The sequence below is a fragment of the Tenacibaculum sp. UWU-22 genome, from assembly GCF_041021355.1.
GTDB lineage: Bacteria > Bacteroidota > Bacteroidia > Flavobacteriales > Flavobacteriaceae > Polaribacter.
This window is the reverse complement of sequence record NZ_JBFNGP010000001.1, coordinates 544,938-561,499: the sequence shown is the minus strand read 5'-3', so window position 1 is coordinate 561,499 and position 16,562 is coordinate 544,938. Positions and strand designations below refer to the sequence as shown.

Below are 16,562 nucleotides of genomic sequence, written 5' to 3'. Positions count from 1 at the left end.
ATTTTATGATTATGAAACATGGTAAAAATAACTCTTACACAAAAAGAATTTTGTATTTCTTGACTCTTATGAGTGTGTTTTTACTTGTCTTTGTTGCTTGTATAGACAATGTAGTGGTACAACAACCTGAAAATGGCGGAGGATCTGAATCTGGAACAACAGATAGTATACCTAGTAGCGGAAGCGAAACAACCACTACCCCTACACCTGATTATAATAGTTCTTACCAATGGGGTAACCTTGCTGTTGGTGGTGGAGGCTATGTTACGGGTATTGTTATACACCCAACAGCCCCTGATGTAAAGTATATTCGTACAGATGTTGGTGGGGCTTACCGATGGGATGCTTCAAAATCGGAATGGATTCCGATGCTTAGAAACATAGGCGATAATAAAGGAGCGGCTGGTTTAGCATTGGATAAAAACAATCCGAATAGAGTGTATGCAGCTCTTAATGGAGGAATCTATCGTTCAAATGATAAAGGGGTTACTTGGCAGTTGTTAAAATCTGTAGCCTATAACTCAAACGCTTCACTTAGATGGTTTGGAGAGCCTATAGCCGTTGATCCAAACAACAGTGATGTTATTTATGCAGGAACTGTAAATAGTGGGGTGCTTCGATCTCTTAATGGAGGTAACACATGGAGTGCTATGCTAGGTGTGCCAACTAAAGAAATACGATCAGTTGTTATAAACCCAAACGTTCAAGCTAATGGACGATCTAAAAAAGTATATGTAGCTGTTACTGGTAAGGGATTATACCGTAGTTCAAATGGCGGTGATACCTTTGCTTTAATGGCAGGAGCTCCTGAAGCGCCAAATTGTTTAGCTTTTCAAGATAAACTTTATGTAACTCATTCACAAGGTATTGCTAAATACGGCGATGGCGCTTGGACAGATCTTACCCCTAATGGCGTAAAATTAAATTATGGAGACATTGCTATTGAGCCAGGTAATACGTCACATATGGTTACAACCCAATTTATTAAAAAAATGGGTCAAAAAATTTATCGTTCTTCTAATGGTGGAAGCTCTTGGGAGACTATAGATACAGGAGCTGTACCTGTTGTACAACATAGAGAAGTTCCATGGTGGCCAAACAATTGGTTCTCAGCAGCAACAGCGGCTTTTGCATTTGATCCACAAAAACCAGGAAATTTATATTTTACTGATTGGTTTGGTATTTGGAATGCTCCTAATTTTTGGGCTAACCCAATTGATTTTTATACAAAAGAAAAAGGACACGAAGAGGTTGTTACCTTAACTGTTAAATGTCCGCCTTCAGGAGCAAAAGTATATAGTGGTGTAGCTGATGTTTTTGGTTTTAAACATACTTCAGTAACCGATTATCCAGAAAAACAATTATATAATATGCATGAAGGTTTTGATATTGCGTATTGTGAGTCACAACCTAATAATATCGCTTATCTAGGTGCTGATAGTAATAATGGTGCAGGTACAACTAAGTTGTTAGTGTCGGCTGATTCTGGTGATACATGGACTGTACGTTCTGTTCCTGGTTCAACCTTAGGACGTGTGGCTATATCTTCAACTGATGCCAATAAAATGGTATATATAGCAGGTGGCGCTACAGGAAGTGTATACTATTCAACAAATAAAGGCGCTTCTTGGTCACAAGCTAGTGGAGCACCAACAGGATCTACTACACGTAAAACCAGTAATGATGTGTGGAATAAAGCATTTCTTCTTACTGCAGATACCGTTGATGGTGACACCTTTTTCTTATTTGATCAAGGTTATCTTTATGCTTCTTTTGATGGAGGGGCTACTTGGGCTAAAAGAAATACGACAGCTATACCTACTCAAACTAAATTTTTAAACGTAGCGGCAGCTCCTGGTTTAAAAAATGAGGTATGGGTAAGCCTTTATGGTGAAGGTCTTTACAAAACATCTGATGGTGGTAAAAACTTTACAAAAGTTGATGCCTTTACGAAAGCAATTTCTTTTTCATGGGGTAAACCTGTTGATGGTTCTACTACTCCTACTGCATATTGTTTTGGTGATAAATCGGGAGTACAAGGGTTATACCTTTCTACGGATTTAGGAGCTACTTGGACTCGAGCAGATAAAGGTGAAAAGTATCTTAATAAAGTAAGAATGATTGCAGCAGACAGACAAACTTTTGGTCGTGTATATCTTGGGTCAAGTGGAGAAGGGATATTTACTGCAGGACTATAAACGATATAACAATATTTAAGAATTATATATATGTATTTATATATAAATGTGAGTTTTTTGTGAGTTAGTTTGAATTGGAAGAATCGCCTAAGAGTAATTTTAGGCGGTTTTTTTAACTTTAGTATTTAAACTGATAAGTGCAAAAAAAGGATAGGCGGGTATTAGACCCGCCTATCCTTTTTTAGTGGACTAATTAAGGGTAAGAAAATTGTAAAGTAATTTTTAAAAAGAGTTCTATTTATGTAATAAGTATCTCTTTTCAATTGATATAATAATTTATTAGAAAAAAATCTATTTACATTGAGATGGAACATAAAGAATAAAATTGTAAAATAACTTTGAATAGGTTTTAGATAAGAAGTAAGTATTACGTAATAAAAGTAGATTAATTAATTTGGAACTTTTAAATAAACTTTTTTACAATTAACTATCCTGAAAAAATAGTTTTTTTAGTTTAGAGCAGGTAAATGTTAAGTTTGGCGTTATATATTATAGCTATGGAAACAATTACGATGCGTTAAATTAATAATCTAGTTTTTGTAAGGAACTGGAAAACCTTATTAATTAATTGTTAGACTTTGGATTTAACATATTTTAATTAAGGTTATTAGAAAAAGAATATTCTTATAGTATAATTAATTACAAAGGCACGAATCAAATTATAATTATAAAGGGTTTTACTTAATTAAGTAAAACCCTTTATCGTTTTTAGTAGTATATAGCTTTTAAAATTTTAATAAAAGCGAAATCAAAAGAACAAAATTCGTTAATTTTAGGGAGGGTAAGGTTAATGTTTAACTTCTTAAACAAGAGAAGTAATAACCTTAAAACGTCGTTGGTTTTATTTGTAATTTCTTTTCCCAGTAATTTAAAAAATCAGCATCACTAATAGATGGGTTAAGACCAACTTTTTCCATCCATTTTTTATATTCGTTAGCCATCATTTTTTTTGCGTATTCTATTTCTTTTTCACTTTCAGGATATTTACCAAAATCATTTTCTTTTACCCATTCAAGTAACTTTGTTTTAAGCTCTTGTTTAATTTCGGTATATTTCGTGTTGCTTGCTAAATTGTTTATTTCAAAAGGATCGTTAACAAGGTCATAAAGTTCTTCACTGGGTTTAGATTGTGCCATAAATTGGGCTTGAACGCCATTTAATAACCCTTTTTTATTCATTATAGTCATAAGTGTTAAAACAGGGTAGTTAAATTTTTTATAAGCATTAAATTGAGTGTATGGCCTCTCAGGATAGTAATTTTTGATGTATTTAAACCGATCGCTTCGTATCATTCTCATTCTATCTACGGTTTCATCCATTCTATCTCTTGTAGCATAAATATATTTTCTTTTTTCTTTTAAAAAATTTATGCCTTTCATATTGCTAGGAGGGGTTATTCCAGCTAGCATTAAAGTTGTTTTAGCAATATCAATATTGCTTAAAAGATTGTTGTTAATAGTACCCGATTTTAATCTGTCTGGAAATGAAATAATCATAGGTGTATGTAGGCCAGCATCGTATAAATATTGTTTAGCTCGTAACATGGGCCTACCTTGATCGCCAAAAAAGAAAACAATAGTATTTTTATCTAAACCATCTTTTTTCAACTCTTTTAATACATCACCTACTTGCTTATCCATTATTTGAATGGTTTCTAAATACATAGCCCAATCTTTTCTTGTTATAGCTTGATTAGGATAATATGGAGGAGGAGTTACTAAGTCTGGATTTATAGGGTGTTCACTATCTTTTAAAAAAGGACGATGTGGTAATTTAATTTGTACTTGAGCAAAGAAAGGTTGAGAACCTTTTCGTTCTTTCCAATGTTCACCGTCATAAAGCGTGTTTTTATCATGAATAAAATTATAGTCGGTTTTTCCAAAATTAGAAACAAAATAACCAGCCTTTTTAAATAGTTCGGGAAGTGTTTTAACATTTTTAGGTAAACTATCTTTAAATCGAGTTCTATGTTGATGGGCATTTATAGAAACAGGATATGTGCCTGTTATTAATGTTGTTCTACTAACTGAACACACCGATGCCGTTGTATACATATTTGTATATTTTATTCCTGTTGAAGCTAGTGAATCAAGGTTAGGGGTATGTATTAATTTATTACCATAACAGTGCAAATCGGTTCCTACATCATCAGCAACAATCCAAAGAATATTAGGCTTTGTAATAGTATCTAAATTATTACTTGAGGTGTCTTTTTTAATATTGTTGGTGTTACATGCTGTTGCTAATGTTAAAACAAATAACATTTTTGTAACAGCTAATACACCTTTTGATCTTTTGCTTATTCGTATCATTTTTTTAGTTGTATATATTTGGTATAATAGTAAAGCTGTATTGATAAGATTTCGCTGGAATACGATATTTTGGATGTGGTTTTGCGTTCATTGACCATGAATCGTCACCACCGACACCCATTTGTATTAAGTCAATATTTAATGTATTGTATTTGTCGGCTACTAATTCATTTGTATGCATGGCTTTTCCTATATTTTCCATAGTATATGGCCACGCACTTATGCTTAGGTTTTGTTTGCCTAAAATGGTAAGACCATAATTCGAATTTCCTTTTAAGGTAAACCAAACAACCCCGGTTCTGTTAGAGCTTTCTTGTGGATTAACGTAGTAGGTATAATCGTTTTTTATTGAATAGTTAAATAGCCCCATACGTTCTCCTTTACGTCTGTCTATATAATTTTCATTAGGCCCTAATCCAAAATAATTTAAACTGTCTAGCGATTTATTTATACGGGTTTGAATTCCAAATCTTGGAAGCTCTGGTAAATCAGCATTTTTACCTGGAATAAAAGATGCTTCTACTGTAATTTTTCCGCCATCACTTATTAGGTATTTAAGCGTATACTTTGATGAAATTTTTGGCAGGTTGTAAGCAGAAGTTATTTCAAAAATATGATTTGATTTTTCTTTTACCTTACATTTGGTTAATTTAAAATCATCAAAGGCATATTGCCAAACTTGTTGGTGATCTTGAACTTTAGCACCTCTAAAGTCATTATCGGTTAAAGGTCTCCAAAAGTTAGGTTTTAGAGCAGCTGTAATAAGCTTATTACCATCAATGTCGTATTGCTCTATAAACCCATTTTCTTTATTAAATACAATTTTTACCTTATCGTTATGAAAAATAATATGAGTATTATTTTCTGTTTTTTCTAACTCGGGTAATTTAGTTGTTAATAGTTTTTTTGGAATGTTTTTGTAACTCTGGTTTAATTCAAATTGATTAAAAGCAATTTCTAAATCTTTTGGCGCCCACGGGGTGTCATTTTTTAATCGGTAGCTTACCGTTAAATAAACATTATCATACCCGTTTATATCACCATAAGGGATGTTAATATTAGCTGATTTTTTTGCAGGGATATTTAACTGTTCAATTTTTCCTGAATTAATAACGGTTCCGTTACTTTCTAGTTTCCATTGTAAGTAATACTCGTCAAGATTAATAAAGTTATGCTTATTAGAAACCTTAAATGTTTTAGAGGTTAAGTCAACAACTGTTGTTTCAATAGGTTGAAAAATCTTTTTACATTCGTATGCCGCTGGTTGTGGTGTTCGGTCAGAATTTATAATTCCGTTTATACAAAAATCACCAGAGTTTATCACATCACCAAAGTCGCCTCCGTATGCATAATAGCTATTGTTTGCCTTGTCTTTTTTTAAGATTCCTTGATCTATCCAATCCCATATAAAACCACCTATTATACTTTTACTAGATCTTATGGCTTCCCAAAACTCATTAAGGTTACCCGTAGAATTTCCCATAGAATGGGCATATTCGCACCATAACATTGGGCGGTCATCTTTTTTTGTTTGGTCTATTTTAACAACCTTTTCAATAGGAGTGTACATTCTACTGTATACATCTACAAAACTTGGGTCAGGATTGTCTTTTATTTGTGCTCCTTCGTAGTGAATAAATCTTGTTGGGTCGTAATATTTAACCCATCCAGACATAGCACTATGAGCAGCTCCCATACCAGATTCGTTACCTAAAGACCAGCCTATAATTGAAGGATGATTTTTGTCTCGTTCAACCATACCTACCATTCTCTGCATATAAGTATTTAGCCAACGAGCCTCACTAGCTAGCTTGCTTCCTATACCGTGAGTTTCTATATTAGCTTCGTCTAGCACATAGATACCAAACTTGTCGCAAAGGTCGTACCATCTCGGGTCGTTAGGGTAATGCGAAGTTCTAACAGCATTAAAATTAAGTTGTTTTAACAGCTGTATGTCTTTCATCATTTTTTCTTCGCTTATTGTTTTTCCAGTAATAGGATCATGTTCATGACGGTTTACCCCGTAAAGTTTTATAGAAGTTCCGTTAACAAGAAGTTTGCCTTTTTTTAATTCAATTTTTCTAAAACCAACTTTTGCACTTCTTACTTCAACAGTGTTATTATTAGCATCTTTTAAAACTAATAATAGGGTGTATAAGTTAGGTGTTTCAGCACTCCATAATTTTGGAGAAGCTACTTTGATATCAAAAATAGGAAAGGCCACATCGCCGAAAGGAGGAAATTTTTCGTTAACTATTGCAGTAACATCTTTTGTTTGTTTTTCTTTGAAAACTTGATTGCCTTGATCGTCATATAGTTCGGCACTAAGGATCCAACTTTGTAAGTCACTAATATTGTTTGTGGCTAATTTTGGTCTAATTTGCAAATCAGCATCTTTATATAATGAGTCTAACTCTGTGCGTACAAAAAAATCTTGAATATGGGTTTGGGGTACAGCTTCTAAATACACCTCTCGGTAAATTCCGCTTAAACGCCAATGGTCTTGGTCTTCCATATAACTACCATCACACCATCGTAATACCGCTACAGATATTTTATTTGTACCTAGTTTTAAGAATTTAGTAATATCATATTCGGAGGGGAGTCTGCTTCCTTGGTTATACCCTACTTTTTTACCATTTACCCATAGATAAAAAGCAGAACTTACCCCTCCAAAATGAAGTATAATAGATTTCTCTTTCCAGTTGTCAGGAATATTAATTTCTCTTTCATAAAACCCCATAGGGTTAGGAATATTGATATATGGGGGTATTGCTGGTTGAAAAGGATATTTAATATTTGTATAAATAGGTATTCCATATCCTTTTAACTCCCAATTTGAAGGCACATCTATTGTTTTCCATGTGTCAAAATCAAAAGTTTTTTGGTAGTCATCTTCATTTAATTTAGAAGTGTCATCAGCAAAATTAAAATTCCATTTACCATTTAACGTCAAGTATCTTGATGAATATTTTTTATCTACATGTAATGCATTATTTTTATTAGAAAAAGATATACTTGTTGCTCTTGGAGGTAAATTATTAATTTTAATTATTGAAGGGTTTTCCCAATTTTGTGATTGCGAAATAAGTACTGCGGGAAAAAGTAATGTTAACAGTAAATAGAATATATTTTTTTTCATGGTAAAATAAAAGTTTTTTACGACTGTAACTTATTTATAATGGGCAACTCAAATTTTTCATTAGCAGGCTTTTTGTGCTCTTGCTTTATAATTTGAATAGCTTTATCAACTATTTCAGGATGTTGACTTGCCACGTTTTTTGTTTCTGATGGGTCGTTATCAAGGTTATAGAGTTGGTAAACTAGAGGTTTTTCAGATAGTATGTCTGCAATGATAAATTTCCAAGCACCCATTCGTAATGCCACTTGACCGCCTTTTCCAGGAAATTCCCAATAAATAAATTCATGGGTGTCTTGTTTTCCTTTAGATAGTAGTGTTGGTAAAAAGCTAATGCCATCGGTGTAAATTTTATCTTTATAGTCTACCAATTGACCTAAAGTAGCCATTACATCGTATTGTACAGAGATATGGTCAGAACTGCTTCCTGGTTTTATTTTGTTTTTCCAAGTAGCAATCATTGGGGTTCTTATACCTCCTTCGTGTAAAGAGCCTTTTCCTTTTCCTTCAGCATTAGGAAAAGGTTTAGTGTCGTTAAAAAATTCGGTATCAGTACCTCCAGCTTCTGCAGGGCCGTTGTCGCTAGTAAAAATAATTAATGTGTTATCATAAATTCCTTTTCTTTTTAACAAATCAATAAGTTTACCTATATTTTCATCAAAATAAGATACCATAGCTGCATAAGCAGCATGTGGATATGCTTGAGGGAAATATTTTTTTCCATAATATGGTTTTTCATCGCCAAATTTATTATGGTAATAGTCAAGCCATTTTTTAGGAGCTTGTAGGGCAGTATGAGGTATTGGTGTAGCCCAATAAATGAAAAAAGGATTTTTTTGATTTTTTTCAACAAAGCTTTCTAATTTATTATAAATTAAATCAGGGGCATATTCTTTTTGAGTGTATTTTTTGTAATTGTCTATGTTATTAGGTTCTAACCCTTTAGGCCACCCTTTATGAGGGTAAATCGTATCATTATTTAAAGCTACTCTTTTTTCGTTTTCAAATAAATGTAATGGGTAATAGTTATGAGCTTGTCTTTGACAGTTGTAGCCATAAAAGTAATCGAATCCCATTTTGTTAGGAGTTGATGTTGAGCCAGGACCTCCTAAGCCCCATTTGCCAAAAATAGCCGTTTTATAATTTATGTTTTTTAACATTTTAGCAATAGTAAATGTACTATCTGGCATAGGACGTTGTCCTTCTAAATTTATGTCTTTTTCTACCGCTTCGTAGTTCCAAACATCACCTCTTTCAGCCCATTCATCATTTCCTCGAATAGAGGCTTTTCCGGCATTAAGCCCGGTTAAAAGCATACATCTGTCAGGTGCACATACAGGTGCGCTTGTATAATGGTTAGAAAACACCATTCCATCTTTAGCCATTTGGTCTAAATTTGGAGTTTCTATTTTTGTTGAACCATATGCTCCAATTTGATTGTAGCCTAAATCATCAGCTAGTATGTAGATAATATTTGGGGTGGTAGTTGTTTGTTCAACAGGTTGTTTTACTTCTTTTTTACATGAAAATAACACAAAAGGTGCTATAAGTAGAAATAATTTAAAGTTCATAATATTTTTTATTTAATTGAATATGTTATATCGATACATTTTAACTCTTGAGAAGAGCTTCCAACCATAATTCTATATTTTCCTTGGTCAATTTTCCATTGATCTTCTTTTTCGCTCCAATAAGAAAAATCTTGAGGGTTAAGCGTAAAGGAAACTTCTTTTGAGGTGCCTTTTTTAAGATTAATCTTTTTAAATCTTTTTAATTCTTTAATAGCTCTGTTTCCTTTATTATTAAGCGGTTGTATGTATAATTGAATGGTTTCTTTACCTTCAACTTTTCCAGTGTTAGACACATTTGCTACTATTTTTAAATTAGTGTTACCATTCCACTTTTTAGAATTAAGATTAGCTTTGGGCTTTGAAATTTTGAAATTTGTATAAGACAATCCATAGCCAAAAGGATAACGTACTTTGATGTTATTTTTATCATACCATCTGTAACCAATATAAATACCTTCTTTGTATGGAATTTTTATTCTTCCAAACTTCTCATAAATTTCAGCAGAATTTGGTTTATTACCTTCCCAGTAAATTGTGCCATCAGGTAAAACATTATAGTTGTATGCCGGACTATCTTTAAAGTCTTTTTCAATAGTAAAGGGCAGTTTTCCAGAAGGGTTTACTTTTCCACTTAAAACATTTGCTATTGCATGACCACCTTCTTGACCTAGAAAATAGGTAAACAAAAGACCTTTCACATTTTTAATCCAAGGCATCGGTATTCCATTACCGCCTGAATAGAGGACAACAATGTTCGGATTAATTTTTGAGATTTTTAAGAGCTTATCGGCTATATTGAGGCTGTTGTATTTAATATCAAACCCTTCGCCAGCAGGTTTATTAGCAAAATAAAGTATTATAGAAGCATTTTTAATGTCATCTTCTGTTGGCTTAATTACTCTTTTAACTCTGTTTTCTCCAAAAGTTTCTTTTAAACCTTGTAAAGGTGTTACAACGTCGTAACCTAAAACTTTTCCACTTCCGTTTCCAGTATAGGAGGTTAGTGCTTCATCAGTACCTAAAACAAGAATTTGTTTTACATCTTTATTAATGGGCAGTATATTTTTATTTTTTAATAAGGTTATACTTTCTTCAGCAGCTGTTAATGCTGTTTTTTTATGATTTTTTAATAATGATGCATAATCTATTGATTTTAAATCTCTGTCATAGACCCCCGATTTAAAAAAAGAATTAAGGTTATGAAACACCATTGTGTCAAGCTGTTTTTCTATATACGCTTTTGACGCTGGATTGGCCTTGTTAAACTTTTCTTTAATATATGCGGCAAATTGTTTGTTGTTAGCCATAAGTAAACTTTGTCCTGAACCTAAAACTAAGTCTAAGCTATCTGGCCAAAATCGTGTTGACGCCCAATCACTCATTATAACACCTTTAAAGCCATATTCTTTTCTTAATATATCATTTGTAAGCGGTTTGTTTGAAGCACCAGGGTATCCGTTCACAAAATTATTACCTGTCATTATTGCTAGTGCATGACCTTCTTTAATAGCCGCTTTAAAAGGAGGTAAATAAATTTCTCTTAATGCTTTTTCAGAAACTTTTACATCTGCCACATGTCTAACAAACTCTTGGTCGTTAGCAATAAAATGTTTTGGGCAAGTAATAACGCCTTTGCCTTCCATACCTTTTATGTATGAAACGGTAATGCGAGAAGTTAAATAAGGGTCTTCTCCATAATACTCATAACTTCTACCTCCTTCAGAATTTCTATACATATTTATACCAGGACCTAATAATATACCAACACCCCAAGCAATACATTCATCAGCAATATTTTTAGCATATTTATTGGCTAAATCGGTATTCCAAGTTGCTGCTAAAGCAATAGAAGCAGGGAAAGCTGTTGTTTTTTCGACTATATTACAAGTGTCTTCAGGTCTTATTCTTACCCCTTGTGATGCGTCGGCAAAGAAAACAGGAGGTAACCCTAATCGTTTAACTGCAGGAAATAGAAAGTCATTCCACCCTCCAGTAAGGTTAATTTTTTCGTCGATGTTTAATCGTTTAATAACATCCCATGATCTAGCTTCTGATGTTAAGGTCGTATCTGCATATGAATTGTTTGCAATAGAATCGTTGTGTAGATGTATAGGGCTAAAATCAGTATTACACTTGTTGTAGTTACTTACTTTTTGTCCATATATAACGTTACTAAAAGTTACTAAAAACAGTGCTTTAACTGTAAATGTCTGTATTTGTTTTTTACTAATCATAATTTATAAGCTAGGTTTATAAGTGAATAAATGGAATATGCAAATTTAGCTCCACAGGTTAAATTTTAAGAGGTTAAATAATTCATTTAACAGGTCTCATTCTTTATTGTTGTGAGTCTAACCCCTCTATATTATTGAGATTGTGAAGTGAATGCAAATCGATTTAAAAGGGGTAGGATGAGTTACTTAACTTGACTCATTTGACCTCAAATTTGATTATTACCCCCTTAAATTTTTAACATAAAATTATGAGTTTTGTAAACCAACAAAAGCTGTTGGAGTTTTCTTTATAAAATAACGGATATTAAATTTTCAATTAAGAAGCTTAAGGGAAGCACAAAACAAAACTCAAATCAATTATTATTTATGGAACTTTTTATTAAAAAAACAAACTTAGAGTTATTTACTCATAGTTATTTACGAAAAAAGGTAGTGTATGTTATATCACTGTTTTTTTTGATTTGGTCTATTTCTGTTAAAGGATTCAATGATCCTTCTACTACAGGAGAGGGGACTATTAGTAACCAAAGTTTTCAGGTTACAGGTAACGTAACGGATTCGAAAGGAGAGCCTTTACCGGGGGTTAATGTATTAGAAGTAGGCACGAATAATGGAGTTGTGACCGATTTTGACGGGAACTATTCGATTAAGGTTAGTTCACGGCAAGCCGTTTTAGAATTTTCATTTATGGGCTTTAAAAAGGTTCGTCAATCAGTAAGTGGAAAATCTAGTCTTAATGTTGTTATGGAAGAAGAGGCGACCTCATTAGATGAAGTAGTAGTGGTAGGCTATGGTTCGGTAAAGAAAGCGAATCTTACAGGTGCGACTTCTTCGATTAGTTTTCAGAAGTTAGAGTCAAGTCCAGCCTCTAATACGGCAACGTTGTTACAGGGTCAAATGACAGGGGTAACTGTTAGTAATTTCAACACACAACCAGGTAATGACAATCCACAGATTAGAATTCGAGGAGAGGGTACTTTTAACTCAGGAAAAAATCCGTTAGTATTAGTAGATGGGGTACCAAGTTCATTATCACAAATACCCGCGGCAGATATAAAGAGTGTAAGTGTATTAAAAGATGCAGCATCAGCGGCTATTTATGGTGTAAGAGCGGCCAATGGAGTAATTTTAGTTACGACAAAGCGCGGAACCACAAAAAAGCCAACGCTTACCTTAAAGCAAAACTATGCTGTTCAAAAAGCAGTTTCATTACCAGATATGGTAGATAGTTGGGATTATGCGAAGATAATAAATGAAAGTCGTTTAGTTAAAGGTCAAGATGTTCTTTATACAGATGATATGATTCAAAAAATGAAGGACGGTTCCGACCCAGATCATTTTGCAAATACAGATTGGGTAGAAGAAATGTTTAGAGTAGCCCCAATGAGTACGACCTATTTATCTATAGATGGAGGATCAAAAAACACAAGATATTTAGTTTCAGGAGAATACTTTGATCAATCAGGGGTATTATTAAATACAGCAACCAAGCGCTATAGTTTTCGGTCAAATATAGACACCGATATTTCAAACAGTGTTAAAATAGGATTAGATTTATCGGGATATGCCCGTAGAATAGATGAGCCTTTAGCTTCAGCCAATGAATCAGGCGGGAATAGTTCTATTTTTTATGTAATGCGTAGAAGTACAAGTCCGTTAGTACCTGTAAAATATACCAATGGATATTGGGGTACAATTGATGGTGTTTTTGATCAAACTAAGATAGGATATCCTAATCCAGTTTATATGGCACAATTAGGAGAGAATTATACGAACAAATATTTCTTTCAAGGAAAACTATTTTCAGACATTAAATTTTTCAAAAATTTTAACTACCGCATGAATCTTTCAGGCGTTTACAATTCAAGTAATAAGTTAAAATTCACGCCCACAGAGAAGTTCTACTATCCAGATGGGAACATTTTATCAGAGAACTCACAAAATGCTTTAGCACAAAACAGTTCAACAGGTACACAATATCAAATAGAAAACATATTTACGTATAAATTTGATTTAGGCAAGCACGCTTTTTCAGCGTTATTAGGTCAATCTGCTCAATTTTATCGATACGATTATATGTGGGCATCAGTAAAAGATCTTCCTAATGATGAGATACATGTTTTAGGAGCAGGAGTAAATGAGAAAGATGTTTCAGGAAATGCCAATGAAGTATCCTTACAATCGTTTTTTGGACGATTAAACTATAATTTTTCAGAGAAATATCTTTTTGAGTTTAATTTACGATACGATGGTTCATCACGTATGCCAAAATCTAGCCGATATGGATTGTTTCCATCCTTTTCAGGAGCTTGGATTATAAGTGATGAAAATTTCTTAAAAGACTCAGACTTTTTATCTTTTCTTAAGTTAAGAGGAAGTTGGGGTCAATTAGGAAACCAAGAGATCGGTAATTATGCCTATGTTCAAAACATTAACCTAGGTCAAAACTATATAATTGGCGATGATCTTGCAGCCGGAGCTGCTTTAACAAGTTTAGCAAACGACAAGATAAAATGGGAAACCACCACTATTACCGATTTTGGATTAGATTTTAACCTATTTAACAACAAGTTACAATTTGTAGTTGATTGGTTCGACAAAACCTCAAGCGATGTATTAGTAAAATTACCAATACCAAATACCTTAGGAGGATTAAATCCACCATATCAAAATATAGCTGAGGTAAATAACCGAGGATTTGAAGTAGATGCTAAGTATAGAAACAACATAAATGACTTTAACTATTTCATAGGCGGAAACTTTTCAACAGTAAAGAACAAGATTGTAGATATCTCAGGGATTTCATCATGGATATCTAACGGTGGAAGAAATATTAACTTAGAAGGGCATCCTATAAACGCTTATTATGGATTAGTAGCTGAGGGGTATTTTCAATCACAAGAAGAGATTGATAATTCACCAACACAATTTAACGCCGTAGCTCCAGGAGATGTAAAATATAAAGATATCAGTGGTCCAGATGGCGTTCCAGATGGAAAGATTGATGAGAACTATGACCGTACAATTATAGGTAATCCATATCCAAAATTCACCTATTCATTTAACTTTGGTGGTAACTATAAAGGTTTTGATGCTTACTGTTTTTTCCAGGGCGTTCAAGGTGTAGATCGATATTTTTGGTACAATAATGAGGCAGCAGGAAACTTTACTACGGCTGTTTTAAATTATTGGACTCCAGATAATCCTAATGCCGATTACCCAAGATTTGGAAATGAGAACAACAATAATAAGAACTCTACTTTATGGGTAAAAGATGCCTCATACTTAAGACTTAAAAATGTTGAGTTAGGGTATACTTTACCACAAGAAGTTACCACAAGAATGTCTATAAGTAAACTTCGCCTTTATTTATCAGGCACCAATCTTTTATCGTTTACCGACCTTGTAGATTATGACCCAGAGAAGATAGTTTCAGATGAGCGAAACCGGGTTTATCCACAAGCAAAAACGATTGCATTAGGCGTAAACATTACATTTTAAACAACAAATCTTAACAAGATGAAAAAACTACAATATTTAATAATAGTAACAGCACTGGTATTATCTATATCAGGTTGTTCAGATGAATTTTTGAACACTGTTTCCCCCAATTCGGTTTCAGACGCGACTTTTTGGAAAACAGATAAAGATATAAAATTAGCATTAACAGGATGTTATGCTGTTTTAGAGAGTCGTAATTTATATAACAGTAAGCATGCAGGTCCAAGTGGTTTTCCAGGTCTTGACTATGCTTGTGATAACGGCTATATGACTTGGGACTATAAACCAGGCGCAGCGATAGCTCGAGGCGATTATACTCCTTCAGATGCGATGGTTAATGGCGTTTGGGATGATAGTTATAAAGGGATTACACGCTGTAATCGTTTAATAGACAATATAGGCAATGTAGAAGAGAGTGAAGTTTCTTCTTCAGCAAAAGCACGTTATGTAGCAGAGGCTAAATTTTTAAGAGCATTGTATTATAACAAGTTAGCTATTTTGTTTAGAGATGTGCCTTTAATAACCAAGAGTCTTACATTATCAGAGGCGGAGGTTCCGGTAACAAACCATAGCGAAATAATTTCTTTTATAACTGAAGACTTAAAGTCGGCAGTAGAAAATTTACCATTACCACAAGATTTATCATCATCAGAGTGGGGTAGAGCAACACGTGGAGCAGGTTATGCATTATTAGCCGACATTTATTTAAACGATAAACAATATACAGACGCAGCTATTTATGCGAAAAAAGTTTTGGATTTAAATTATTATCAATTATTTCCAGACTATGCAACCTTATTTTCAGTGGCAAATGAGCAATGTAGTGAGGTTATTTTTTCAGTTTGTTTCAAACGTGGAATGGGCGGTCACGGATCAGGTTTTGGGTGGTTTAAAAAATCTAGAGTACCTGATAACTGTCATCCATTGAAAAACTTAGCTGATGATTTTTATTTAAATGATGGATTATCACCATCAGAATCACTAGAGTTTAATGCTAGTTTAGAGACCGAGAATAGAGACCCACGTTTTGATGCTACCTTAATAAGTAAAGGCTCACAATGGCAAGGATCGACAGTTCCCAACTCACAATTACGCTTAACAGGTTATGCGTTACGTAAATGGGTAGACACCTCAAATCCAACGTTAGATCAAAACGATGCCGACCAAGACTTTTATGTTTTCCGCTTAGCACATGTAATATTAGATAGAGCAGAGGCCTTGGTTCAGTCGGGTAATTATAGTGAGTCAGAAGTATTAGGTTTAATCGATAAAATACGAGAGCGAGTAAATATGCCAAAAGTAGAAGATGTAGAAGGTACAGGCTTATCACAAACGGATTTAATGGATATAATAAAACATGAAAGAAGAGTAGAAACTGCTTTTGAAGGAAGAAGATATATTGATTTAAAAAGATGGGGCATGTTAAAAGAGCGTTCAGATTGGTTTAATGAGCATGAGTGGGCCAACAATAGCGCCTTACAGAAACGTAATTTTATAGAGCCAAAACACAATGTTTGGCCAATACCTCAGTCTGAGCTAGATGTTAACAAAGCATTAGTTCAGCACCCAGAATGGTAAACAATTAATTATTAACTAAATTTTATGAT

The 16,562-nt window shown here is 33.5% G+C and carries 7 protein-coding genes; 3 read left to right on the top strand and 4 right to left on the bottom strand.

Going from position 1 to position 16,562, the window contains the following annotated elements; genetic code table 11:
* Window positions 1-11 precede the first annotated feature (11 nt).
* Window positions 12-2,198, top strand: a complete 2,187-nt coding sequence (locus AB2B44_RS02495; RefSeq protein ID WP_369047970.1) for a WD40/YVTN/BNR-like repeat-containing protein — start codon at window positions 12-14, stop codon at window positions 2,196-2,198.
* An 824-nt stretch (window positions 2,199-3,022) separates the two neighbouring features.
* Here the strand turns inward: AB2B44_RS02495 and AB2B44_RS02490 are convergent.
* Genes AB2B44_RS02490 through AB2B44_RS02475 form a run of 4 tightly spaced genes read right to left on the bottom strand, consistent with a single transcriptional unit; the run spans window position 3,023 to window position 11,454 of the window.
* A complete protein-coding gene (locus AB2B44_RS02490) occupies window positions 3,023-4,510 on the bottom strand; it encodes a sulfatase (RefSeq protein ID WP_369047969.1) in 1,488 nt (495 codons plus the stop codon).
* Window positions 4,511-4,514: 4 nt separating this feature from the next.
* On the bottom strand, window positions 4,515-7,652 hold the full coding sequence (locus AB2B44_RS02485) for a glycoside hydrolase family 2 TIM barrel-domain containing protein (RefSeq protein ID WP_369047968.1): 3,138 nt from the start codon (window positions 7,650-7,652) through the stop codon (window positions 4,515-4,517).
* A gap of 17 nt (window positions 7,653-7,669) precedes the next feature.
* Window positions 7,670-9,220: an arylsulfatase gene (locus AB2B44_RS02480; protein WP_369047967.1), complete on the bottom strand. Its 1,551-nt coding sequence runs from the start codon at window positions 9,218-9,220 to the stop codon at window positions 7,670-7,672.
* A gap of 8 nt (window positions 9,221-9,228) precedes the next feature.
* Window positions 9,229-11,454: a beta-glucosidase gene (locus AB2B44_RS02475; RefSeq protein WP_369047966.1), complete on the bottom strand. Its 2,226-nt coding sequence runs from the start codon at window positions 11,452-11,454 to the stop codon at window positions 9,229-9,231.
* A gap of 366 nt (window positions 11,455-11,820) precedes the next feature.
* Between AB2B44_RS02475 and AB2B44_RS02470 the strand changes: the two genes are divergently transcribed.
* On the top strand, window positions 11,821-14,955 hold the full coding sequence (locus tag AB2B44_RS02470; protein ID WP_369047965.1) for a SusC/RagA family TonB-linked outer membrane protein: 3,135 nt from the start codon (window positions 11,821-11,823) through the stop codon (window positions 14,953-14,955).
* 18 nt (window positions 14,956-14,973) lie between these two features.
* Entirely contained in the window at window positions 14,974-16,533 is a 1,560-nt protein-coding gene (locus tag AB2B44_RS02465; RefSeq protein WP_369047964.1) for a RagB/SusD family nutrient uptake outer membrane protein, read from the top strand.
* Window positions 16,534-16,562 lie beyond the last annotated feature (29 nt).

What these genes read in the sequence shown, in the direction of transcription:
- AB2B44_RS02495 (WP_369047970.1), top strand. Translation starts at nt 12, where the DNA reads ATGAAACATGGTAAAAATAACTCTTACACAAAAAGAATTTTGTATTTC.
- AB2B44_RS02490 (WP_369047969.1), bottom strand. Translation starts at nt 4,510, where the DNA reads ATGATACGAATAAGCAAAAGATCAAAAGGTGTATTAGCTGTTACAAAA.
- AB2B44_RS02485 (WP_369047968.1), bottom strand. Translation starts at nt 7,652, where the DNA reads ATGAAAAAAAATATATTCTATTTACTGTTAACATTACTTTTTCCCGCA.
- AB2B44_RS02480 (WP_369047967.1), bottom strand. Translation starts at nt 9,220, where the DNA reads ATGAACTTTAAATTATTTCTACTTATAGCACCTTTTGTGTTATTTTCA.
- AB2B44_RS02475 (WP_369047966.1), bottom strand. Translation starts at nt 11,454, where the DNA reads ATGATTAGTAAAAAACAAATACAGACATTTACAGTTAAAGCACTGTTT.
- AB2B44_RS02470 (WP_369047965.1), top strand. Translation starts at nt 11,821, where the DNA reads ATGGAACTTTTTATTAAAAAAACAAACTTAGAGTTATTTACTCATAGT.
- AB2B44_RS02465 (WP_369047964.1), top strand. Translation starts at nt 14,974, where the DNA reads ATGAAAAAACTACAATATTTAATAATAGTAACAGCACTGGTATTATCT.